Genomic DNA, 21,343 nt, shown 5'->3' with positions numbered 1-21,343 from the left:
CGTCACCCTCGTCCAAGCCGCCTGGCGCCAAGGCCCCAGCGGCTAACTGCGAGATCGGGTCTGAGCGGAGTGTCGCCGGCGTTCACTAGAGTCGGCGCGCATGAGCCCAGAGACCACCGAGCATCCTTCGATCAGCCGGTTCCGCGACGAGCTGGCCGTCCGTGGCGGGACCGGCCGGGTCGTCGTACTCCCCGACTCCGTGCACACCGCCGCGCTCGCCGCCGAGGCACTCGGCTGCGAGGTCGGCGCGATCGCCAACAGCCTGCTCTTCGACGCCGACGGGTCCCCCGTCCTGATCCTCACCTCCGGCGCCCACCGCGTCGACACCGCCAAGGTCGCCGCCGAGCTCGGAGTGACCCGGCTCGGCCGGGCCAAGCCGGAGTTCGTCCGCGAGCACACCGGCCAGGTGATCGGCGGGGTCTCCCCGATCGCGCACCCGGCGCCGGTGCCCACCTACATCGACCCGTGGCTGCGCCGGTACGACGAGGTGTGGGCCGCCGCCGGCCATCCCTCGGCGGTGTTCAGCACGTCGTACCACGAGCTCGTGCGCCTGACGGGGGCGACCCCGCTGGAGGTCGACTGAGGTGGAGATCTGGGTCAACCCCGCCTGCTCGAAGTGCCGCGCGGCGACGTCCTACCTCGACGAGGCCGGCATCGACTACACCGTGCGCCGCTACCTCGACGACCCGCCGACCGCCGAGGAGCTCGCGGCCGTGCTCGACCGGCTCGGCCTCGAGCCGTGGGACCTGGCCCGGACCAAGGAGAAGGTCGCCGGGGAGATCGGGCTCGCCGACCTTCCCCGCGACGCCGCCCACCGCGACCGCTGGATCGCGGCGATGACCGAGCACCCGATCCTGATCCAGCGGCCGATCCTCACCGCCGACGACGGGAGCACCGTCGTCGGCCGCGACCCGGAGTCCCTGGCCGGCGTGGTGCAGGCCGAACGCTGACCCGGTCCCCAGGTCCGCTCTGCGCACTGCCTGATCCGCCCGGCTGTCCTAGGCTTGCCGCGTGGAGCTGATCCCGCTGGTGTTCTCGTCCGGCTGGGCCAGCGGCGTGAACGCCTACCTGGTCGTCTTGATGCTCGGACTCCTCGGCCGATACACCGGCATGGGCGACGTACCCGATGCACTGATGCGCACCGACGTGCTCCTCGTTGCCGCCGTCCTCTACGCGCTGGAGTTCGTCGCGGACAAGATCCCCTACCTCGACTCCGCCTGGGACGTGGTCTCCACAGCGATCCGGCCCACGGCCGGCGTGGCGATCGCCCTCCTGGTCTCCGGGGACGCGACCACGCTCGAGCAGGCGGTCTACGCCGCCGTGGGCGGCGGCACCGCGCTGGCGTCACACACCGTGAAGACCGGTCTCAGGGCGGCGGTCAACACCTCGCCCGAGCCGGCATCGAACGTCGTCGTCAGCGTGGGCGAGGACGCGGCGGTTGCCGGAGTGGTGATCCTCGCTCTGCAGCATCCGTGGTGGGCTCTCGGGGTCTCCGCAACCCTGCTCGTGCTGGGTCTGGTCGCACTGGTCGTCCTGATGAGGCGGGTCCGACGCGGCTGGCGCAGGTGGCGTAGCCGTCGGGTCAGACGGTGAGCAGGGCCACCACCACGACCGCGACGTTCGCGACGATCTCGCCGATCCCGACCTGCTTGGGGGTCAGCCCGCGTCCCGGTAGCAGCGCCGCCCGGACCGCGAGAAGCGCGAACAGCACCGTCAGCGGCCACGACACCCACGCCATCGCCACCGCGCCGGCGACGTGGTAGCCGACCGAGGCCAGGTAGTGCACCCGGCTGTCGCGCTCGCGGATCATCGTCTTGACGTAGAGCAGGGTGCCCACGAAGTACACCGCCAGCACCGCGGTCAGCGTCCAGATCCGGGTCCAGTCCTCACCGTCCCCGGCGTCGAAGACCACCGGCGTCATCAGGCAGGCCGCGACGATCGTGCTGAGACCACTGGCCAGGGAGCGGTCCTGCCGGCGCGCGGCCAGCCAGAGGCCGACCAGCAGCAGCGGCGCGAACAGCGGCGCCCAGCCGAACAGGTCGGGGCGCAGCGCGAGCACCACCGCGGCGAGGGGCAGCGTGGCGAGGCCGTAGGCGCGCAGCGGCGGCCAGAACCGGGCCCGCCGGCCCGACTTCAGCCACAGCCCGGCGGCGAAGAAGGCGAAGTAGCCGACCAGCCACAGCGCGAGCAGCGGCAGGTGGACCCAGCGTGGCGAGGCGGCGAGGACCCCGACGAGGAAGGGGCTGACCAGCATCGCCCAGGCACCGTGCTGGTTCGGCACCCAGCCGGGCCCTCGACGTCGTCGCTGCCGGGGTCGTGAGGCGGTGTCCGCGGATGCCACGACGCCAGCCTAGCCACGCCGGCTCCCACGTCGTCCGGGTCAGTAGGCTCTTGCTCCATGGCGAAGGTCGTGGTGGTCGGCGGGGGCCTCGGTGGCTCGGCGACCGCGGCGCGGCTGGCCAAGCTCGGGCACACGGTGACCCTGGTCGAACGCCGCGACCGTCTCGGCGGCGCGCTCGGCTACGTCGAGCAGGACGGCTACCGCTGGGACTCCGGCCCGGTCTCGACCACGCTCCCCGCCGTGCTGCGCGACCTGTTCCGCAAGTCCGGCCGGCCGCTGGAACGCGAGCTCGAGCTGGTCCCGCTGGACCCGGTGCGCGAGCACCGGTTCGCCGACGGCTCGGTGCTGCCCCTGCCCGCCGGCAGCCGTTCGGTGCAGCACGAGGCGATCGAGGCGGCACTGGGCGGCGGCCTGGGTGACCGCTGGCTGGACTACACGCACGGCTTCGCCGACACCTGGAACGTGCTCCGCCGCGACTACCTGGAACGGCCGTGGTCGCCCGAGCACTCCGGGCTGCCGGCCCGGGAGGTGCTGGAGTCGCGGTTGACCCTGCACAAGGCCGTGACGAAGGCGTTCAAGGACGAGCGGCTGCGCGCCCTGGCCTGGCACGCGGCGGTGATGGACGGCCACGACCCGCGCAACGTGCCGGCGTGGATGGGGATGATGGCCTACGTCGAGCAGAACTTCGGTGTCTGGACGGTGCCCGGCGGGATGGGTGCCTTCGCGGAGGCGCTGACCAAGCGGCTGGCCGAGCGCCGGGTCGACGTCCGGCTGGGTACGACGGCCGCCGATGTCGTGCTCCGCGACGGTCTCGCCGTCGGGGTGGCCACCGACGACGGTGTCCTGGACGCCGACCTCGTGGTGTGCGCGGTCGACCCGCGACGGCTGCCCTCCCTGGACGCGATGGTCCGGCGGACGATGCCGGCGATCCCGCCCGTCGTCTGCCACCTCGGGTTGCAGGGCGAGGTTCCCGAGCTGCCGCACGAGGTCGTGCTGCACGGCGACCCGCTGATCGTCGTACGCACCGGCGGGCAGGCGCCCGAGGGTGGCGCCGCGTGGACGCTGCTGGGCCGCGGGAAGCTGGCCGAGGACATCGTCACCGCGCTGGCCCGGCGCGGGATCGACGTGCGGGAGCAGGTCGAGGTCCGCGTCGACCGGTCCCCCCGCGACCTGGTCGAGGAGTGGGGCGGCTCGCCGTACGGGGTGCTCTGGCAGGGTCGCGCCACCGTCACCCGCCGGGCGGGGACCTCGACCCCGTGGCCGAACGTGCTCTGCGCCGGGGCCCACGCCACCCCGGGCGCCGGGGTGCCGTTCGTCGGGCTCAGCGCCGCCCTGGTCGCGCAGGTGGTCGGCAAGGCCTGACGTCAGGCGACCGCGGACCGCAGGTTGGCGTAGATCTCCGCGGTGGCCTTGGACCGGTTGAGGGTGTAGAAGTGCAGGCCGGGCGCACCCCCGTCGAGCAGGGTGTCGCACAGCTCGGTGGCGATCGTGATCCCCTCGGCCCGGACGGCGGCGGTGTCCTCGCCGTGGCGGGAGACCCGCGCGACGACCTCCTCGGGCAGCGCAGCCCCGGACAGCTCGGTCATCCGCCGGATCTGGGCGAGGTTCGTGATCGGCATGATCCCCGGGATGATCGGGATGTCCACGCCGAGCGCGGAGACCCGGTCGACGAGCCGGAAGTAGTCCTCGGCCCGGAAGAACAGCTGCGTGATCGCGAACTCCGCGCCCGCCCTGGCCTTGGCCGCCAGCACCCGGGCGTCCGCGTCGAGCGACTCCGCCGACGGGTGCCCCTCGGGGAACGCGGCCACCCCGACGCAGAAGTCACCGAGCGACTTCACCAGCTCGACGAGCTCGACGGCGTGCACGGGACCCTCGGGGTGCGGGACGTACGGCGCGGTGGGTCCCTCGCTCGGGTCGCCGCGCAGGGCCAGGATGTTGCGGATCCCGGCGTCGGCGTACGAGCCGACCACCGACCGCAGGGTGTCGGTGGAGTGGCCGACACAGGTCAGGTGCGCCATCGGGGTCATCGACGTGTCGGCGGCGATCTGCCGGGTCACCCGGACGGTGCGGTCCCGGGTGGACCCGCCGGCGCCGTAGGTGACCGACACGAAGGTCGGGTGCAGCGCCTCGAGCTCGCGCAGCGCGCGCCAGAGCTGGATCTCCCCGGCCTCGTCCTTGGGTGGGAAGAACTCGAAGGAGAACGACTTCTCGCCCGCGTCGATGAGGTCCCGGACGGTGGCCGCACCGGGCATGCGCGAGGGAAGTCCGAGTGCCATGGGTCCAAGGATAGGTGGGTGCGGGGCCGGGCCCCGGGGCTGTCCAAAGTAGGCTCGCGGCCGTGACCTCGCCGCACACAGCAGCCCCGTGGGACGCGGGCCCGTTCCGCTCAGCCGTCCAGCAGACCCTCGACGACTTCGTCGACCTCCAGGCCACCCGGCTCACCGCCCTCGGCCCCGATGCGGACCGGCTCGTCGCCGCCGCCCGGGACGCCGTCTCCGGCGGGAAGCGGTTCCGTGCGCTGTTCTGCTACTGGGGCTTCCGTGCCGTGCCCGGCGTCGCCGACGGGTACGACGAGCACCTGGTCCGGGCAGCCGCCGCCCTGGAGCTGCTGCACGCCAGCGCGCTGGTGCACGACGACTACATGGACGCCTCCGACGTGCGCCGCGGACGCCCGGCCACGCACCGGGCCTTCGAGCAGCAGCACCGCGAGGCGGGCTGGGGCGGTGACCCGGTGCAGTACGGAGCCGCCGCCGCGATCCTGCTGGGCGACCTGCTCCTGTCGTGGGCCGACGAGCTGCTGCGCACGTGCGGCTTCGACGAGGCCCGGGTGCTCGACGCCCTGGGCTTCTTCGACACCACCCGCAGCGAGGTGATCGCCGGTCAGTTCCTCGACGTCTCGGTGCAGGCCCGCCGGGCCTCGGACGTCCAGGCGGCGATGACCGTGCTGCGCTACAAGTCCGCGAAGTACTCCGTCGAGCGACCGCTGCACATCGGCGCCGCGCTCGCCGGCGCGACGCCCGAGCTCTTCGAGGCGCTCAGCGGCTTCGGGCTCCCGCTCGGCGAGGCGTTCCAGCTCCGTGACGACCTGCTCGGGGTGTTCGGCGACCCCGCGGTCACCGGCAAGCCGGCCGGCGACGACCTGGTCGAGGGCAAGCGCACCGTGCTGGTCGCGCTGGCCCTGGAGCACGCATCGGACGAGGAGCGGCGCCGGCTCGACGAGGGGCTGGGCACAGCGCTCGACGCCGGCGAGGTGGACGTGCTGCGGCAGATCATCGAGCGGTCCGGGGCGCACGCCCGGGTCGAGTCGATGATCGACGAGCTGACCTCGCGGTGCCTCGCGGCCCTGGAGGCCGCGCCGGTCGCCGACGAGGCGCGCACGGTGCTGCGCGAGCTCGCCACGGCGGCGACCCAGCGGACGGTCTGAAGACGGCTGACGGGCCCTCAGTGGGGCCCGTCAGGCAGCTCCTTGATCTCGACCTCGGGGCCCTCGCCCCGCAGCAGCACCGCGCACTTGTCGCACCCTTCCTCGTGGGCCCGGCCGCTCAGGACGCTCACCGCCCGGTGGAAGGACTCCTCGTCGGCGCGGGCCAGTGGGCTCCAGCCGTCCCAGAGGAAGACGATCCCGCGCTGGCCGTGGGCGTCGACGTCGTGCAGCTTCTCCGACAGCCCGTCGAAGCTCTCCCCGTCGAAGTCGGGGATCTCCAGTGCAGCACCCAGCGCCTTGAGGAAGGCGCCCTTGTCCTCGACCATCCAGCCGTCGAGGTAGACGAAGTGCCAGCCGGCCTTGTCCACCGCATGCTCGACGTCGGCCACGTTGGCTGCGTTGTGCCACAGGTAGACGTCGGGCTGGGTGTGGCCGGCCAGTAGTGCTGCGAGTCCGCTCATCGCTGAGATCCTCCTCGGGACGGGTCACCGACGACCGAGCTCGACCGCCGGTCCTGCACGTCCCGACTCTAACCAGCCCGCGCGCGTCGCGGCAGGGGTCCAAAGCCCCATAACGGGCCGGGGTCCTCCGGCCCGTGCGGCACTCAGAAGGCCATCGCCTGGGCGCGGCGCTTGACCTCCGCACCGCGGTTCTCGCGCAGCGCGTCGATCGGACGACCGGGCAGGGTCTCGTCGGGGGTGAACAGCCAGGTCAGCGCCTCGCGGTCGTCGAAGCCCCCGTCGTGGAGCACCGTCAGCAGCCCGGGGACACCCTTGACGATCTCGCCGTCGGCGATCAGCGCGGCCGGGACCTTCTGCCCCGCGCCGGGCGAGGGTACGACGGCCGCGAGCTGGTGCTCCCGGATGAGCTGGCGGACCTTGCTCACGCTGACACCGAGCAGGTCACTGGCCTGGCTCCAGTCGAGCCACTCCCCCACGAGCTCCTCGAGGTCGGTGTCGGTCGGGTCAGGTGCGTCGTTCACCGGACCAACTCTGCCACCCAGGGCCCGCGCAGCTCCAACCGGGCAGTCACACGTTTCACTTCCGTCACAGCGGGTAGGCGGACTCGCGCGTCCGGGGCTCCGGGCGCACGACCGGCACGACGAAGGGACCTGCATGCTGGAACGGCTCACCGCGTCGCTCGCCGGGGGCGGGATGATGCTCGCCGGGCTGCCTCTCGCCCTCGACTACGTGGTCCGCCCGGGCGACACGCTCTCCGAGATCGCCCAGCGCCACGACACCAGCGTCGAGCGTCTCGTCGAGCGCAACGACCTCGACGGGACCGGGGACCGGATCGTCGCCGGCGAGACGCTGACCATCCCGGCTGCCCACGGTCGCCCGACGGGACGGTCCGGCAGTGTGCTGGGCGCCCGCGAGGAGGGCTCGAGCGGGCACGGGCCGGACCGGCGGCGCATCGTCGGCTACACCGTTCGCCCCGGGGACACGCCGAGCGGCCTCGCAGTCCGGTTCCATGCGTGGACCGACGAGATCGTCGAGCGCAACGGCGCCGTGCTGCGGGCCGGTGAACGGATCGAGATCCCCGTCGTGCCACAGGCCGGTGAGCGCCGTACCCCGGCCCGTGCCGGGAACGCCGACCGGCGCAGCGAGGTGGGACCGAGCCGGGCCACCGTCCGGCGGGTGGTCGCGGCGACCGCGCGGCGGCACGGTGTCGACCCTGCGCTCGCGCTCGCGGTCTCCTGGCAGGAGGCCGGCTGGCAGATGCACCCGGTCTCCGGGGCCGGCGCGATCGGGGCGATGCAGGTGATGCCCTCCACCGGCCGCTGGATGGAGGGGGTGGTCGGGCGGTCGCTCGACCTGCGCGACCTCCACGACAACGCCTCCGCCGGGGTCGCGCTGCTCGCGGTGCTCCTCGACCAGGCGTCCACCCGGCAGGCGGTGGCCGGCTACTACCAGGGGCTGGCCGGCGTGCGCAGGCATGGGATGTACGACGACACGCGGCGCTACGTGGCCAACGTGCTGGCGCTGCGCACGCGCATCGCGGCCGGCGACCACCCCGGCTGACCCCGCCCGGAGCAGCGGCTCCGCCACGCCCGGGCGCGACGGGTGGTCCCCAACGCCTTGCCCACTCCGTAAAATCGGCCGGTGAGCCGGCTCCTTCCCCCGCCGGCCGACGCCGGAAGGACGCGTGTGGACAAGAACGGGCCCGACCCGATGATCGGGCGTGTGCTCGACGGTCGGTACCGCGTGGGCCCCCGCATCGCCCGCGGCGGGATGGCGACCGTCTACGAGGCGACCGACCTTCGCCTCGACCGCGTCTGCGCGCTGAAGATCATGCACACCGGCCTCGGCGACGACCAGGAGTTCGCGGCGCGGTTCGTCCGCGAGGCGCGGCACGCTGCCCGGCTGTCGCACCCCAACGTGGTCTCGGTCTTCGACCAGGGTGACGACCACGGCACGTTGTTCCTGGCCATGGAGTACATCCCCGGGCACACCCTGCGTGACCTGATCCGCAAGGAGGCGCCGCTGGCGCCGCGGAAGGCGCTGGCGCTCATCGAGCCGGTGCTCTCCGCGCTCGCCGCCGCGCACCAGGCCGGGATGATCCACCGCGACGTGAAGCCCGAGAACGTCCTGCTCGCCGACGACGGGCGGACCAAGGTCGCCGACTTCGGGCTGGCCCGGGCGGTCAGCGCGGATACCCAGCACACCGCGACCGGCGGGGTCCTGATCGGCACCGTCTCCTACCTCTCCCCCGAGCTCGTGGTCGACGGCCGGGCCGACGCCCGCTCCGACGTCTACGCAGCGGGCGTGATCATCTACGAGCTGCTCACCGGCCGGAAGCCGCACGAGGGCGAGTCGCCGATCCAGGTGGCCTACAAGCACGTGCACGAGGACGTCCCCGCCCCCAGCCTGCTCGTGCCCGGCATCCCGGCGTACGTCGACGCCCTGGTCGCCCGGGCCACGGCCCGCGACCGGGAGCTCCGGCCGGCGGACGCACGCGTGCTGCTGCAGCAGGTACGCCGGGTCCGCGGCGCCCTCGAGCAGGGCGTCGTCGACGACCCCGAGCTCACCGCCGACCTGTCCCCCACGCGCCAGGCGCGCGACACCGACAGCATCGACTACGTCCGCGAGGACGCCCCCGTCATCGTGCCGACCTCCCAGGCCGAGACCGTGGTGTCCGCCCGCCACGACGACCCCGGCGACCACGAGGGCACGACCATCTTCGGTGCCCCGCCCGGCGGCGTGCTCCCTGCTCGCCGCCCGACGTCGGCTCCGGCCGAGCGGCCCGCTCCTCGTCAGCGCCGCCGAGGACCGCTGCTGCTCGCCCTCGTCCTGCTGCTCGCGACCGTGGCCGGCGTCGCCGGCTGGTACTTCGGGATGGGTCGCTACACGACCACCCCGGGCGTCATCAACCTCACCGTCGCCGAGGCGGAGAAGAAGGTCGAGGCCGCAGGGCTGACCTTCCGCGTCAGCGAACGCGCCTACTCCGAGACCGTCGCCGCCGGGTCTGTGATCAGCACCGACCCCCGGCCCGGGACGAACATCCTCAAGGACGGCACCGTCGTCGCGACCGTCTCCCGTGGCCCCGAGCGCTACGAGGTCCCGGTGCTGCGCGGGATGACGCTCGAGGAGGCCGAGGCGGCGCTGGCGAAGTCGAACCTGGCCGTCGGCGACGTGACCCGCCGCTTCCACGAGGAGGTCGCCAAGGGCGTGGTGCTGCGTTCGGACCCCGCCAACGGCACCGAGGTCAAGCGCGACGCCGTCGTCGACCTCGTGGTCAGCAAGGGCCCGCGCCCGATCAAGGTGCCCGACTTCACCGGGAAGTCCGCGGAGAAGGCCGAGCAGGAGCTGACCGACCGCGGCTTCGAGGTGGCGATCACCCGTGAGAACAGCGACGAGGTGCCCGAGGGCGACGTGATCTCGCAGACCCCGAGCTCAGGCACGCTGTTCCGTGGCGACACCGTCGAGCTGGTCGTGTCCAAGGGCCCGGTCATGGTCGAGGTGCCGCGCGTCAACGGGGTCGGGATCGCCGAGGCGACCAAGCGGCTCGAGGACGCCGGGTTCGAGGTCCGCACCGAGCACAGCGACGTCTACGTGGGCCTGGAGTTCGTGGTCGGTTCCGACCCCGGCCAGGGCACGATGGCCCCCCAGGGCAGCACGGTGACCCTCTTCCTGGTCTGACCCTCCTGCCCGCTTAGGCTTCTGTCATGCCCACCGCACGGACCTACGACAGCCCTGCCCTGAGGAACCCGGTGGGCACCCACCTGAAGGTGGGCAAGGGCCTGGTCGCCGGCGCCTTCACCGAGGCCCGGCGGATCGGTGCCGAGACGCTGCAGGTCTTCGTCGGCAACCCCCGAGGCTGGGCCCGGTCGGCCGGTGACCCACGTGTCGATGCCGCGTTCCGCGAGGCGTGCGCCGAGGCCGGGATGCGGGTGTTCATCCACTCCCCCTACCTGGTGAACCTCGGCAGCCCGACCGCGGCCACCTACGAGAGCTCCGTGCTGTCGGTGGCCCACAACCTCAAGCGCGCCGCGGAGATCGGGGCCGAGGGCGTCGTCGTGCACACCGGCTCCTGTGTCGCCGAGGGCGGCACCGCGAGCGCGATGCGCCAGGTCCGCGAGGGACTGCTGCCGATCCTGGACAGCCTCGGCACCGACCCGGAGGACGGGCCGTGGCTGCTGCTCGAGCCCACCGCCGGGCAGGGGCAGTCGCTGTGCGCCGGCGTCGAGGACCTCACCGCCTACCTCGAGGCCGTCGACCTGCACCCCAAGGCCGGGATCTGCCTGGACACCTGTCACGTGTTCGCCGCCGGCGAGCCGCTCGACGAGGCCGGTGGCGCCACCCGCACCGTGGACCGGATCGTCGAGATCGGCGGCCCCGGCCGGCTCCGGCTGATCCACGCCAACGACTCCATGGACGTCCGCGGCGCCTTCAAGGACCGGCACCAGAAGATCGGCCAGGGTCACATCGGGATCGGTGCCTTCGAGGAGCTGTTCGCCCACCCCGAGACCGCCGGCGTCCCGTTCGTGCTCGAGACACCGGGCTCGCGCGACCTCGACGATCCCGACCTGCCGCTGCTGAAGAAGATCCGCGCGGCCGCCGTACCCGGCGCGGGCGAGCCGAGCCGCGGGTGACCAGCGAGCGCAACCGGAGCCTCCTCGCGACCTTCGCCATCTTGGCGATGACCGCCACCTGGGGTTCCACCTTCTACCTGATCAAGGACCTGCTCGACCGGGTGCCGGTGCTGGACTTCCTCGCCGTGCGGTTCGCGATCGCGTCGGTGGCACTGTTCCTGATGGCCCCGCGCGCCCTCGGCCGGCTCTCCGCCTCGGCGCGGAAGAACGCGGTGGTGCTCGGCCTGCTGTACGGCGTCGCGCAGATCCTGCAGACCGCGGGACTGGCGCACACCCCGGCGAGCGTGTCCGGGTTCATCACCGGGATGTACGTCGTGTGCACGCCGCTGCTCGCCGCCCTGATCCTGCGCACCCGGATCACCGCGATGACCTGGGGTGCGGTCGGGCTGGCCACGGTGGGGCTGGCCGTGCTGACCCTCAACGGCTTCAGCGTCGGCTACGGCGAGGCGATCACGCTCGTGGCCGCCGTCCTGTACGCCCTGCACATCGTCGGGCTCGGCGCCTGGGCCGGCGCCCGGGACGCGATGGGGATGACCATCGTGCAGCTGGTGGTGATCACCGTCGTCTGCTTCGTCGCCACGGTGCCCGACGGGGTGGTGCTGCCGGCGACGACCGGGGACTGGCTCGCGGTGGTCTACATGGCCGTGTTCGCCGGGGCGCTGGCGCTGGCCGGCCAGACCTGGGCGCAGGCGCACCTGCCCCCCACCCGGGCCGCGATCATCATGAGCATGGAGCCGGTGTTCGCGGCGTTCTTCGCGGTGCTCCTGGGTGGTGAGTCGGTGACCGCGCGGATGCTCCTCGGCGGCGCGCTGGTGCTCACCGCGATGCTGGTGGTCGAGCTCGTGCCGCGGCGCAAGATCGAGGCCGAGGTGCCGCACATCGCGGTGTAGCCGATCCCCTGCGTACGCGCCGCGCCGGTGCCACGATGAGGTCATGGAGCGGCCGCGTGTGGTCACCTTCAACCTGGTCTCCGTCGACGGCAGGCTGACGCTGGCACCCTGATGGTCGGCGACGACCGCTGGACCCCGGTGATCGAGGGCGTCGGTGACCCGTACCTGTGGGCGCGGGAGACCCACGACCCGCAGGTGCTGCTCGAGGGAAGCGGCTCGTTCCTGTGCCCCGAGCAACCGACGCTGTTCGGCGCCGAGACCGCGCCGGCGCGGGAAGGTGAGCACTTCCTGCCTCCCGCCACGCTCGAGGCTCCTGGCCGGCGCTGGTTCGCGGTGGTGGACGGACGCGGTCAGGTGGACCTGCAGTTCACCGAGTGGCCGGAGGAGTCCTGGGCCGGGTGGCACGCACTGGTGCTGACCTCGCATGCGGCGCCGGCGGAGCACCTTGCCCTGCTGCGCACCCGCGGCATCCCCTATCTCGTCGTCGGGGAGAGCCACGTCGCGCTCCCCGAGGCACTCGGCCTGCTCGCCGACCGGCTCGGCGTGCACACCGTCGTGTGCACCGGCGGCGGCCGGCTCGGCGGAGCACTGCTGCGGCAGGGTCTGGTCGACGAGATCGACCTCGAGCTGCTCCCGGTGGCGATCGGCGGGCGGGGCACGCCCGCGCTGTTCGACGCCGCACCGCTGGCCGCCGACGAGTGGCCGACGATGCTCGAGCTGATCTCGTCCGAGACGCTGGACGGTGGACGGATCCGGCTTCGCTACGCGGTGTCGGGCAGCACCGCGGCCGGTCCGACCACCCCGCCGGTCTAGCGTCGGCAGCGGGCGGGCGTCCCACGGACCGGGACGCCGCTCCGTCATGTGGACGCGCTGGTTATGGTGGTCTCGTGCAGCAGAACTGGACCTATCTCTTTGGCTACCTGCCCGGGGCATCCGAGCAGGCGGTCCGCTAGGTCCCGCCCGCACACCGACATCCAGACGCCCCCGGCCATCCGCGGGGCGTTTTGCATGTCGAGCCCCGGAGTGTGGTCGCGGGCACCGACACAGGAAGAAGAGGGATCGCCATGGTCGTCGTGATGGCACCGGAGGCAACCGACGCGGACATCGCGCACGTCGTGGAGAGGGTCGAGAGCGTCGGCGGGGAGGCGTTCGTCAGCAGGGGCGTGGTCCGCACGATCATCGGCCTCGTCGGCGACATCGAGTCCTTCCACGGGCTCAACCTGCGCAGCCTGCCCGGTGTGGCCGACGTGCACCGGATCTCCGACCCCTACAAGCTGGTGAGCCGCCAGCACCACGCCGACCGTTCCACCGTCTGGGTCGGCCGCGACAAGCTGGTGCCGATCGGCCCCGACAGCTTCACGTTCATCGCCGGTCCGTGCGCGGTGGAGACGCCGCAGCAGACCCTGGCGGCGGCGGAGATGGCCCAGGCCGCCGGGGCGACGCTCCTGCGCGGCGGCGCCTTCAAGCCCCGGACCTCGCCCTACGCCTTCCAGGGACTCGGCATCGAGGGGCTCAAGATCCTCGCCGACGTCCGCGACCGCACCGGCATGCCGGTGGTGACCGAGGTCGTCGACGCGCGGGACGTGGACGTCGTCGCCGAGCACGCGGACATGCTGCAGGTCGGCACGCGCAACATGGCCAACTTCGGCCTGCTCCAGGCCGTCGGCGAGGCCGGGAAGCCGGTCCTCCTCAAGCGTGGGATGACCGCGACCATCGAGGAGTGGCTGATGGCCGCGGAGTACATCGCCCAGCGCGGCAACCTCGACATCGTGCTGTGCGAGCGTGGGATCCGCACCTTCGAGAAGGCCACCCGCAACACCCTGGACATCTCCGCGGTCCCGGTCGTCCAGGCCACCAGCCACCTGCCGATCATCGTCGACCCGTCGCACGCCGGCGGCCGTCGGGACCTGGTCGTCCCGCTGTCTCGGGCGGCGGTGGCCGTGGGTGCCGACGGCGTGATCGTGGACGTGCACCCCGACCCCGAGCACGCGCTGTGCGACGGGCCGCAGGCGGTCCTCGGCAACGACCTGCGCGCTCTGGCGCAGGCGATGCGGCAGCTGCCGCCCGCCGTGGGCCGGGTCGACGCCGGGGAGCTCAGCCGCGGCTGAGCCCTCCGGGGCGGTCGGCGCGCCGGTCGGATTCAGCCGGCGAGGTTCTCCTGGGCCAGCTGGATGTGGATCTTGTAGAGCCGGTGCTCCTGGTCCTGCGCCCGGTCGATGAGGTGCTCGATCGCCTCGCGGCTGATCCGGTCGTCGTCGGCGGCGACGGTGAGCAGCACCTGGAACAGGCAGATCCTCGCGGCGGTGCCGGTGCGCATCATCTCGACCTCGAGGACGTCCGACAGCGGCGACCGGGTGAGCAGGTGCCCGTTGGGCTTGAGGCGGCCCGCCTTCTCCGCGAGCCAGCCACCGGCCTCCTTCACGACGCTCTCGGTGACGTCGAGCCTGCCCATCAGCTGCTTGAGCGCCTCCCGGTCCTCGGCGATCTCGTCGGCGAGCCGGGAGAGCTCCGCGCCGCGCTCGCCCTCGTGGTTGCCGGCCGCGCGCCGGATCAGCTCCACGCCGGCGGTCGCGGCACCCAGGTGGTCGTTGAGGTAGATCGCGAGAAGGCTCTGGTCGGTCATGCTCGGGCGGTACCCCGCCCCTCGCGCGAGGAAACGCCGGTCAGCGGTCCAGCACCGACCCGAGCACCGCCGCGGCCTCCTTGGCCTGGGCCGCGGAGACGTCGAGGTGGGTGACCGCGCGCACCGTGCGCGGGCCGACCGCGCTCACCAGCACACCGGCCTCCCGGGCCGCCTGCACCACCGGCGCGGCGTCGGGTACGTCGACCACCACGATGTTGGTCTCCACGGTCGCAGGGTCGACGCCGCACGCCTCCGCGATGGTGCGCGCGTTGTCGTGGTCCTCGGCGAGCCGCTCGATGTGGTGGTCGAGGGCGTGCAGCCCGCCGGCGGCGAGGATGCCGACCTGGCGCATGCCCCCGCCCATCCGCTTGCGCCAGACCCGGGCCTCGGCGATCGCGTCCGCGGTCCCGACGACCAGCGAGCCGACCGGCGCGCCGAGTCCCTTGCTCAGGCAGACCGCGAGCACGTCGACCAGGCCGCCGTACTCCGCGAGCGGGACGCCGGAGGCGACGTGGGCGTTCCAGATCCGGGCACCGTCGAGATGGAGCCCGACCCCGACGGAGTCGGCGAAGACCCGGAGCGCCTGCATGTCGTCGACCGGGAGGACCGACCCGCCACCGAAGTTGTGGGTGTTCTCGATCGAGATCGCCTTGGTGGGCACGAAGAACGGGCCCAGGTCGGGGGCGAACAGCGACCGGACCGCGTCGAGGTCGAGCCCGCCCCGCTCGCCGGTCCAGGTGCGCATGGTCAGCCCGGTGAAGGCGGCGTGCGCGCCGAGCTCGGCCCGGGCGATGTGCGCCGAGGACTCGCACAGCACCTCCTCCCCCACACCGACCAGGGAACGCACGGCGAGCACGTTGGCCATCGACCCCGTGGGGGTGAACAGCGCCGCCTCCTTGCCGAACAGCCCGGCCACCCGCTCCTCGAGCGCGAGCACGGTGGGGTCCTCGGCGTACACGTCGTCACCGACCTCGGCGGCGGCCATGGCCGCGCGCATGCCCGGGGTCGGCCGGGTGACGGTGTCGCTGCGCAGGTCGATCAGCTGCTCGGACACCTCAGGCCTCTGCAACGGTGCGGTTGCGGAGCATCTCGGCGACGAGGAACGCCAGCTCGAGCGACTGGACCCGGTTGAGCCGCGGGTCGCAGACCGACTCGTAGCGGTGCGAGAGATCCATCTCGGCGAGCGCCTCGCCGCCGCCCACACACTCGGTGACGTCGTCGCCGGTCAGCTCGATGTGCATGCCGCCGGGCCAGGTGCCCAGGGAGCGGTGCACGTCGAAGAACCCCTGCGCCTCGTTGATCACGTCCTCGAACGCACGGGTCTTGTAGCCCGACGAAGCCTCCCAGGTGTTGCCGTGCATCGGGTCGCAGACCCAGGCCACCTGGACACCTGCGGCGGTGACCTTCTCGACCAGCTCGGGCAGCACGTCGCGGATCTTCTTGGCCCCCATCCGGGTGATGAAGGTCAGCCGGCCGGGCTCGTTGTCCGGGTTCAGCCTGGCTGCGAGGGCGAGGGCGTCGTCGGGGCTGGTCGTCGGGCCGAGCTTGACCCCGATCGGGTTCTGGATCCGCGACAGCAGCTCCACGTGGGCGCCGTCGAGCTGGCGGGTGCGCTCCCCGATCCAGACCATGTGCGCGGAGACGTCGTACGGCTTCTGGGTGCGCGAGTCGATCCGGGTGAGCGCGTGCTCGTACTCCAGGATCAGCGCCTCGTGGCTGGAGTGGAAGTCGACCCGGTGGAACTCCTCGGGGTCGGCGCCGATCGCCTGCATGAACGTCAGGGCCCGGTCGATCTCGCTGGCCAGCTGCTCGTAGCGGCGTCCCACCGGCGAGGAGCGGACGAAGTCGGTGTTCCAGGTGTGCACCTGCCGCAGGTCGGCGTAGCCACCGGTCACGAACGCGCGCACGAGGTTCAGCGTGGAGGCCGACGCGTGGTACATCTCCACCAGCCGCTGCGGGTCGGGCACTCGCGACTCCGGGGTGAAGTCGAAGCCGTTGACGGCGTCGCCGCGGTAGGCCGGGAGCGTCACGCCCTCCCGGGTCTCGGTGTCGGACGAACGCGGCTTGGCGTACTGGCCGGCCAGCCGGCCGACCTTCACCACCGGCACCGAGGCGGCGTAGGTGAGCACGACCGCCATCTGCAGCAGCACCCGCAGCTTGTTGCGCACGTTGTCGGCGGTCACCCCGGCGAAGGTCTCGGCGCAGTCGCCGCCCTGGAGCAGGAACGCCTCGCCACGGGTCACCGCGGCGAGCTTGCTCTTCAGGTCGTCGCACTCGCCGGCGAACACCAGCGGCGGGACGCTGCGGAGCTTGGCCACCGCGGCATCGAGGGCCTGGGTGTCGGGCCAGGTCGGCTGCTGGGCGGCGCCGAGGTCTCGGAGGGTCTGCAGATCAGGCACGGTCACCGCACCAGCCTACGACTCGTCCGATACGCCGCCAGCCGCCGCTCCCCCGCCTGGACCGGTCCTGAGCCTGGCCCTACCCGGTGATGTGGTCGACGTCTCGGAAGCCGGTGCGCTTGCCGCGGGCGCCGCGGTTCCACAGCCAGGTCAGCACCCACAGCACGACGCCGAGCCCGAGCAGCCACATCGCGATCTGGTACTGCACCGGGTCGCGCCCGGTCCACGGTCCGAGCAGGAACGCGCAGGAGACGGCCCCGACCACCGGCACCACGACCGGGGCGCGGAAGTGGTCGTGGTCGACGTGGTGGGTGCGCCGGAGGACCAGGCAGGCGACGTTGACGATCGTGAAGACCCCGAGCAGCAGCAGCGCCGTCGTGCCGCCGAGCGCCGCGACCGTGTCGGCCTCCAGGACCCCGGTGACCACCACGATCAGCGCCAGCGCGACGACGGTGACGAACACGATCGCTGCCCACGGCGTACGACGCCCCGGCAGCACCGCCGAGAGGGACCGGGGCAGCACGTCCTGGCGGGCCATGCCGTAGATCAGCCGGCTCGCCATCAGCATGTTGATCAGGGCCGTGTTGGCGACGGCGAACATCGAGATCACCGGGTACAGCGTGTCCATCGGCAGCCCGGGCGCGCCCGCCCGGACCACCTCGAGCAGGGGCGTCTCGCTGTCGGCGAGGACACCCACCGGCACCAGCGCGACGGCCGCGACGGACACCAGCACGTAGATGAAGGCGGTGATCCCCAGACCGGTGAGCATCACGCGCGGGAAGCTCCGGGACGGGTCCTTGGTCTCCTCGGCCATGTTGACCGAGTCCTCGAAGCCGACCATCGCGAAGAACGCCAGCGACGTGGCCGCGGTGATCGCCACGAACGTGCTGCGGTCCTCGGAGGTGTCGAAGACGACCACCCGCCCGAAGTCCACCTCACCCTGGGTCATCGCGTAGAACCCGATCAGGATCACGATCAGCAGGCCGGTCAGCTCGACAACGGTGAGCACCACATTGACCTTGACGCTCTCGCTGACGCCCCGGAGGTTCACCAGCGCGAGCAGCACCATGAACGCGAGGGCGATCAGCATCACCGTGGAGGTGCCGGCCTCGAGGTCGACCGCCACGGCCAGGTTCTCGGCGAAGAACTTCGACGCGGTGGAGGCACTCGTGATCCCCGAGCTCATCACCGCGAACGCCACCAGGAACGTCACGAAGTGGATGCCGAACGCCTTGTGCGTGTACAGGGCGGCGCCCGCCGCCTGCGGGTACTTCGTGACCAGCTCGAGGTAGGAGAACGCGGTGAGCGTGGCCACCGCGAAGGCAACCAGGAACGGCACCCAGGCCGCCCCGCCGACCTCGGCAGCGACATCGCCGGTCAGGGCGTACACCCCCGTGCCGAGGATGTCGCCCACGATGAACAGCAGCAACAACCTGGGGCCCAGCGCCCGCTTCAGCTCGGGTTGTTGTGTCTCGGTGCCTGCGTCGATGCTCAACCGGGTCTCCTGTCGCACGTGGCTCCACCATCGGGGGCCACCCGCTGGTTGGCAACCGTCTTACCCGCTCATCCCGGGCTCAGTCCTCGCCCCTGCCCACGCTGCGGTCAGGGGCGGCGGTGCAGCACGAGCGGGAGTACGACGCTCGCCCCGGCCCGCCGGAGCAGCGCGGAGGCGACCGTGACCGGCCACAACGAGGACGTGGCATCGACGACGAGCAGCACCGCTCTGCCGGTGACCGCCGCGGGGTCGGCCACGCCCAGCCGGTCGCGCCACATGGCCGCCTCCTCGGCGGAACCCATCTCCCGGACCCGCTCGGCCGAAAGGCCCGGCGCGACGTCGAGGCCGGCCCGCTCGAGGCGGCCCACCGCGGCCAGGTGGTCGGCCACGTCACGGGTCAGGACCGGGAAGCCGGCGGCGGCCAGATCGACGACGACCTCCGGCCGGGCCGGCCACTGCCGGGCCCACTGAGACAGGAGGGCGACCGCGGCCGCCTTGACCTCGTCGTCCGCCGGGGCGTCCCGGGCGAACATCTCGGCCACGGCCTCGCGCCACTCCGGCGCGTCGGCGTAGACGAGGGCCCGTCCGGGCGCATGCCCCTCCTCCGCCGGGATCCGCCCGCGCGAGCCGAACGCCCCGCCGGGCCACATCTTGCGGGGCTCCACGACGTGCACCTGACCGCGGAGCAGTCGGGTGACCGCGCCGACCGTCTCGACCGACGGCTGCCCGGCGAACATCTCCGGCAGCCCGCCGCGACACACCGAGCACCGGCCGCACGGCTCGGCCGTCGGGTCGTCGAGGGACTCCTGGAGCAGCTGCATCAGGCAGCGTTCGCCGCGGGTGTAGGCACGCATGATGTCTGCCTCGCGGCGGCGCACCGCGACGATCCCGTCGTAGTGCTCGGCGTCGTAGCTCCACGGTGCGCCGGTCGCGACCCAGCCGCCCTCGACCCGCTCGACCACGCCGTCGACCGCGAGCTGCTTCAGCATCAGCTCCACCCGCCCGCGACGCACGCCCGACTGCGCCTCGACCGCGGCGACGCTGGCCGGCTCGGAGCCGGGCAGCACGGCCAGCACCCGCTCCACCTGCTCGGGGCGCGGGATCGTGGCGGTGGCGAAGTAGTCCCAGACCCCGGCGTCGGCCTCCGAGGGCAGCAGCACGGCGTGCGCATGCACGATCGCCCGGCCGGCGCGGCCGACCTGCTGGTAGTACGACACCGGCGACGGCGGCGCCCCGACGTGCACCACGAAGCCGAGGTCGGGCTTGTCGTAGCCCATGCCCAGCGCCGACGTCGCCACCAGGGCCTTGAGCCGGTTGTCGCGCAGGGCGTCCTCGAGCTCGTGCCGGGTCGCTGCCTCGAGCTGGCCGGTGTAGGCCGCCACGGGCACGTCGTCGCCTTGCACCTCGCGGATCGCCGCGGTGAGCCGCTCGGCGTCGGCGACGGTCAGCGTGTAGACGATGCCGGAGCCCGGCAGCCGCGGCAGGTGGTCGACCACCCAGGCGTAGCGCTCCAGTGGGGTGAGCCGGTCGACGACGGAGAGCTCGAGGCTGGCTCGCGCCAGGGCGCCCCGGAGCACCAGCGTCGACTCCCCCAGCTGGGCCGCCACGTCGTCGGTGACCCGGGCGTTGGCGGTCGCCGTGGTGGCGAGGACCGGGGTGTCGGGGTTGAGCCGCTGGAGCACGTCGGAGACCCGGCGGTAGTCGGGCCGGAAGTCGTGGCCCCAGTCGGAGACGGCGTGGGCCTCGTCGATCACCAGCAGGCCGAGGCTGCCGGCGAGGCCGTCGAGGACCCGGCGTCCGAAGCCGGGGTTCGCGAGCCGCTCGGGCGAGACGAGCAGCACGTCGAGCCCGCCGTCGCGGAGGTCGGCCTCCACCGCCGACCACTCGTCGATGTTGGCGGAGTTGAGCGTGGCCGCGCGCAGGCCGGCGCGGGCCGCGGCCGCCACCTGGTCGCGCATCAGCGACAGCAGCGGGGAGACCACCAGCGTGGGGCCGTGGCCCTCCGACCGCCGGATCGCCGTGGCGGCCCAGTAGACCGCCGACTTGCCCCAGCCGGTGGCCTGGACGACCAGCACCCGCGCGGCCGGCTCGCTGAGGGCGGCCACCGCGGTCGCCTGGTCGTCGCGGAGGCGTGCGTCAGGCCCGGCCATCGCGGCGATCACCCGGCCGGCGACCTCGGATCGCTGCGAGGTCAGCTGCGGTGCGCCCGTCGTACCCACTGAAGACATGCCCGCCACACTAGGCCGCGGCGCCGACAACCGGGTGGGCCTACCGGAGGCCTCTGTGGACACAGGCGGGGCTTCCGGTCGTGAGGCCGGAAGCCCCGTCGTACTGGAGAAACCGCTGCACCGCCGGGTCAGATGACCAGGAGGACCACAGCAACCACCGCTCCGGCCAGGGCGAGCGTGCCGAGCACGAAGCTCGTGATGGCGGAGGTGGTCCAGTATCCGGTGCGGTCGCGGATGCTGGCACCGAGCAGCCCGAGTCCGGCCGCCAGCAGCACGCCGGCGCCGATGAAGCTACCCAGGTACCAGGCCTCGCTCAGTCCGCCGACCACCCAGCTGTCCGGTGCGAAGTACGTGTATGCACCGAAGGCAGCGGCCAGGGCGCCGACCAGCATGAGCGTGTAGTCGACCGTGCGGTTCCGGAACATCCGCGGAAGGTGCTCCACCGCGATGTGTTCCCTCATCTGGACCTGTGACATCTCTCTCCCCTCCTTTCGTTCTCCACCTCTCAGCGTGCGCCTTCGCCGGCGCGGTCGACAGTGCCGTTCGGCACCCGTCCGGACCAGTGAGGCGAGAGGTCGAGATCACCCGAGGGGTTCGATGACCGACAACCGTTCGAGGAGGAAGAGGAACGCCATCGCGAAGTCGTTGTCCGCAGTCTCCTTGCGCACCCGCGGCCAGTCGACCTGCTCCCGGAGAGCACGGGCGACCGGCAGCTGCCGGGTGAAGTCGCAGGAGTGCTCGTCCATCGCGGTCAGCTTCTGCACCAGCAGCTCGGTGCCGGAGAGCACCGGCATCTGCACCGAGAGCACCTCGATCTCGTCGGCGTCCTCCACCACGGCGCGGGTGGCGGG

General features: G+C 72.6%; 22 protein-coding genes. 11 read left to right on the top strand and 11 right to left on the bottom strand.

Annotation, left to right across the window (positions count from 1 at the left end):
* Window positions 1-100: 100 nt before the first annotated feature.
* The 3 genes from ACYVIH_RS19390 to ACYVIH_RS19380 all read left to right on the top strand — a co-directional run bounded on the left by ACYVIH_RS19390 (window position 101) and on the right by ACYVIH_RS19380 (window position 1,593).
* The gene (locus tag ACYVIH_RS19390) at window positions 101-583 is read left to right on the top strand and encodes a YbaK/EbsC family protein (RefSeq protein WP_460871182.1); all 483 of its coding nucleotides are present in this window, start codon (window positions 101-103) and stop codon (window positions 581-583) included.
* A 1-nt stretch (window position 584) separates the two neighbouring features.
* Window positions 585-950, top strand: a complete 366-nt coding sequence (locus ACYVIH_RS19385; protein ID WP_460871181.1) for an arsenate reductase family protein — start codon at window positions 585-587, stop codon at window positions 948-950.
* Between the two features lie 61 nt (window positions 951-1,011).
* Window positions 1,012-1,593 carry a DUF4126 domain-containing protein gene (locus ACYVIH_RS19380; RefSeq protein ID WP_460871180.1) on the top strand — a complete coding sequence of 194 codons (582 nt, stop codon included), beginning with the start codon at window positions 1,012-1,014 and terminating at the stop codon, window positions 1,591-1,593.
* Here the strand turns inward: ACYVIH_RS19380 and ACYVIH_RS19375 are convergent.
* The gene (locus tag ACYVIH_RS19375) at window positions 1,583-2,341 is read right to left on the bottom strand and encodes a YwiC-like family protein (protein WP_460871179.1); all 759 of its coding nucleotides are present in this window, start codon (window positions 2,339-2,341) and stop codon (window positions 1,583-1,585) included. The two genes, ACYVIH_RS19380 and ACYVIH_RS19375, sit on opposite strands and share 11 nt — an antisense overlap.
* Window positions 2,342-2,398: 57 nt before the next feature.
* On the opposite strand from ACYVIH_RS19375, the gene ACYVIH_RS19370 reads away from it, so the two are divergent.
* Window positions 2,399-3,703 (top strand): phytoene desaturase family protein, encoded by a 1,305-nt coding sequence (locus ACYVIH_RS19370; protein ID WP_460871178.1) that lies wholly within the window; start codon window positions 2,399-2,401, stop codon window positions 3,701-3,703.
* Window positions 3,704-3,705: 2 nt separating this feature from the next.
* Here ACYVIH_RS19370 and metF read toward each other — a convergent pair whose 3' ends face one another.
* Window positions 3,706-4,617 (bottom strand): methylenetetrahydrofolate reductase [NAD(P)H], encoded by a 912-nt coding sequence (gene metF / locus ACYVIH_RS19365; RefSeq protein ID WP_460871177.1) that lies wholly within the window; start codon window positions 4,615-4,617, stop codon window positions 3,706-3,708.
* A 62-nt stretch (window positions 4,618-4,679) separates the two neighbouring features.
* On the opposite strand from metF, the gene ACYVIH_RS19360 reads away from it, so the two are divergent.
* Window positions 4,680-5,765, top strand: a complete 1,086-nt coding sequence (locus ACYVIH_RS19360; RefSeq protein WP_460871176.1) for a polyprenyl synthetase family protein — start codon at window positions 4,680-4,682, stop codon at window positions 5,763-5,765.
* Window positions 5,766-5,782: 17 nt separating this feature from the next.
* On the opposite strand, the gene ACYVIH_RS19355 is transcribed toward ACYVIH_RS19360, so the two are convergent.
* Both ACYVIH_RS19355 and ACYVIH_RS19350 read right to left on the bottom strand, forming a co-directional pair.
* Window positions 5,783-6,226 (bottom strand): barstar family protein, encoded by a 444-nt coding sequence (locus tag ACYVIH_RS19355; protein ID WP_460871175.1) that lies wholly within the window; start codon window positions 6,224-6,226, stop codon window positions 5,783-5,785.
* A gap of 143 nt (window positions 6,227-6,369) precedes the next feature.
* On the bottom strand, window positions 6,370-6,747 hold the full coding sequence (locus tag ACYVIH_RS19350; RefSeq protein ID WP_460871174.1) for an Rv2175c family DNA-binding protein: 378 nt from the start codon (window positions 6,745-6,747) through the stop codon (window positions 6,370-6,372).
* Between the two features lie 133 nt (window positions 6,748-6,880).
* Between ACYVIH_RS19350 and ACYVIH_RS19345 the strand changes: the two genes are divergently transcribed.
* The 6 genes from ACYVIH_RS19345 to aroF all read left to right on the top strand — a co-directional run bounded on the left by ACYVIH_RS19345 (window position 6,881) and on the right by aroF (window position 13,855).
* Window positions 6,881-7,786: a lytic transglycosylase gene (locus ACYVIH_RS19345; protein WP_460871173.1), complete on the top strand. Its 906-nt coding sequence runs from the start codon at window positions 6,881-6,883 to the stop codon at window positions 7,784-7,786.
* Window positions 7,787-7,867: 81 nt separating this feature from the next.
* Window positions 7,868-9,904 carry a Stk1 family PASTA domain-containing Ser/Thr kinase gene (pknB, locus tag ACYVIH_RS19340; protein WP_460871172.1) on the top strand — a complete coding sequence of 679 codons (2,037 nt, stop codon included), beginning with the start codon at window positions 7,868-7,870 and terminating at the stop codon, window positions 9,902-9,904.
* A 26-nt stretch (window positions 9,905-9,930) separates the two neighbouring features.
* Entirely contained in the window at window positions 9,931-10,857 is a 927-nt protein-coding gene (locus ACYVIH_RS19335) for a deoxyribonuclease IV (RefSeq protein ID WP_460871171.1), read from the top strand.
* Window positions 10,854-11,747 carry a DMT family transporter gene (locus ACYVIH_RS19330; protein WP_460871170.1) on the top strand — a complete coding sequence of 298 codons (894 nt, stop codon included), beginning with the start codon at window positions 10,854-10,856 and terminating at the stop codon, window positions 11,745-11,747. Before ACYVIH_RS19335 ends, ACYVIH_RS19330 begins: the two co-directional genes overlap by 4 nt.
* A gap of 111 nt (window positions 11,748-11,858) precedes the next feature.
* Complete coding sequence (locus tag ACYVIH_RS19325) at window positions 11,859-12,560, top strand: dihydrofolate reductase family protein (RefSeq protein ID WP_460871169.1); 702 nt, start codon at window positions 11,859-11,861, stop codon at window positions 12,558-12,560.
* Window positions 12,561-12,823: 263 nt separating this feature from the next.
* Window positions 12,824-13,855, top strand: coding sequence for a 3-deoxy-7-phosphoheptulonate synthase (gene aroF / locus ACYVIH_RS19320; protein ID WP_460871168.1), 1,032 nt, complete (start codon window positions 12,824-12,826; stop codon window positions 13,853-13,855).
* Between the two features lie 32 nt (window positions 13,856-13,887).
* On the opposite strand, the gene ACYVIH_RS19315 is transcribed toward aroF, so the two are convergent.
* From ACYVIH_RS19315 to ACYVIH_RS19285, 7 genes are all read right to left on the bottom strand, one after another.
* A complete protein-coding gene (locus ACYVIH_RS19315; protein ID WP_460871167.1) occupies window positions 13,888-14,370 on the bottom strand; it encodes a hypothetical protein in 483 nt (160 codons plus the stop codon).
* Window positions 14,371-14,410: 40 nt separating this feature from the next.
* Window positions 14,411-15,424, bottom strand: coding sequence for a threonine aldolase family protein (locus tag ACYVIH_RS19310; RefSeq protein WP_460871166.1), 1,014 nt, complete (start codon window positions 15,422-15,424; stop codon window positions 14,411-14,413).
* A 1-nt stretch (window position 15,425) separates the two neighbouring features.
* Window positions 15,426-16,775: a class II 3-deoxy-7-phosphoheptulonate synthase gene (locus tag ACYVIH_RS19305; RefSeq protein WP_460871165.1), complete on the bottom strand. Its 1,350-nt coding sequence runs from the start codon at window positions 16,773-16,775 to the stop codon at window positions 15,426-15,428.
* A gap of 73 nt (window positions 16,776-16,848) precedes the next feature.
* Window positions 16,849-18,264, bottom strand: a complete 1,416-nt coding sequence (locus ACYVIH_RS19300) for an APC family permease (RefSeq protein ID WP_460871164.1) — start codon at window positions 18,262-18,264, stop codon at window positions 16,849-16,851.
* A 107-nt stretch (window positions 18,265-18,371) separates the two neighbouring features.
* Window positions 18,372-20,492 (bottom strand): RecQ family ATP-dependent DNA helicase, encoded by a 2,121-nt coding sequence (locus tag ACYVIH_RS19295; protein ID WP_460871163.1) that lies wholly within the window; start codon window positions 20,490-20,492, stop codon window positions 18,372-18,374.
* A 128-nt stretch (window positions 20,493-20,620) separates the two neighbouring features.
* On the bottom strand, window positions 20,621-20,968 hold the full coding sequence (locus ACYVIH_RS19290; protein ID WP_460871162.1) for a hypothetical protein: 348 nt from the start codon (window positions 20,966-20,968) through the stop codon (window positions 20,621-20,623).
* A 105-nt stretch (window positions 20,969-21,073) separates the two neighbouring features.
* A complete protein-coding gene (locus ACYVIH_RS19285; protein WP_460871161.1) occupies window positions 21,074-21,325 on the bottom strand; it encodes a hypothetical protein in 252 nt (83 codons plus the stop codon).
* Between the last annotated feature and the right edge of the window lie 18 nt (window positions 21,326-21,343).

The organism is Nocardioides pakistanensis (assembly GCF_054781215.1).
This window is presented reverse-complemented; position numbering and strand designations above follow the sequence as displayed.

What these genes read in the sequence shown, in the direction of transcription:
- ACYVIH_RS19355 (WP_460871175.1), bottom strand. Translation starts at nt 6,226, where the DNA reads ATGAGCGGACTCGCAGCACTACTGGCCGGCCACACCCAGCCCGACGTC.
- ACYVIH_RS19390 (WP_460871182.1), top strand. Translation starts at nt 101, where the DNA reads ATGAGCCCAGAGACCACCGAGCATCCTTCGATCAGCCGGTTCCGCGAC.
- ACYVIH_RS19315 (WP_460871167.1), bottom strand. Translation starts at nt 14,370, where the DNA reads ATGACCGACCAGAGCCTTCTCGCGATCTACCTCAACGACCACCTGGGT.
- ACYVIH_RS19370 (WP_460871178.1), top strand. Translation starts at nt 2,399, where the DNA reads ATGGCGAAGGTCGTGGTGGTCGGCGGGGGCCTCGGTGGCTCGGCGACC.
- ACYVIH_RS19295 (WP_460871163.1), bottom strand. Translation starts at nt 20,492, where the DNA reads ATGTCTTCAGTGGGTACGACGGGCGCACCGCAGCTGACCTCGCAGCGA.
- ACYVIH_RS19345 (WP_460871173.1), top strand. Translation starts at nt 6,881, where the DNA reads ATGCTGGAACGGCTCACCGCGTCGCTCGCCGGGGGCGGGATGATGCTC.
- aroF (WP_460871168.1), top strand. Translation starts at nt 12,824, where the DNA reads ATGGCACCGGAGGCAACCGACGCGGACATCGCGCACGTCGTGGAGAGG.
- ACYVIH_RS19290 (WP_460871162.1), bottom strand. Translation starts at nt 20,968, where the DNA reads ATGTCACAGGTCCAGATGAGGGAACACATCGCGGTGGAGCACCTTCCG.
- ACYVIH_RS19325 (WP_460871169.1), top strand. Translation starts at nt 11,859, where the DNA reads ATGGTCGGCGACGACCGCTGGACCCCGGTGATCGAGGGCGTCGGTGAC.
- metF (WP_460871177.1), bottom strand. Translation starts at nt 4,617, where the DNA reads ATGGCACTCGGACTTCCCTCGCGCATGCCCGGTGCGGCCACCGTCCGG.
- ACYVIH_RS19335 (WP_460871171.1), top strand. Translation starts at nt 9,931, where the DNA reads ATGCCCACCGCACGGACCTACGACAGCCCTGCCCTGAGGAACCCGGTG.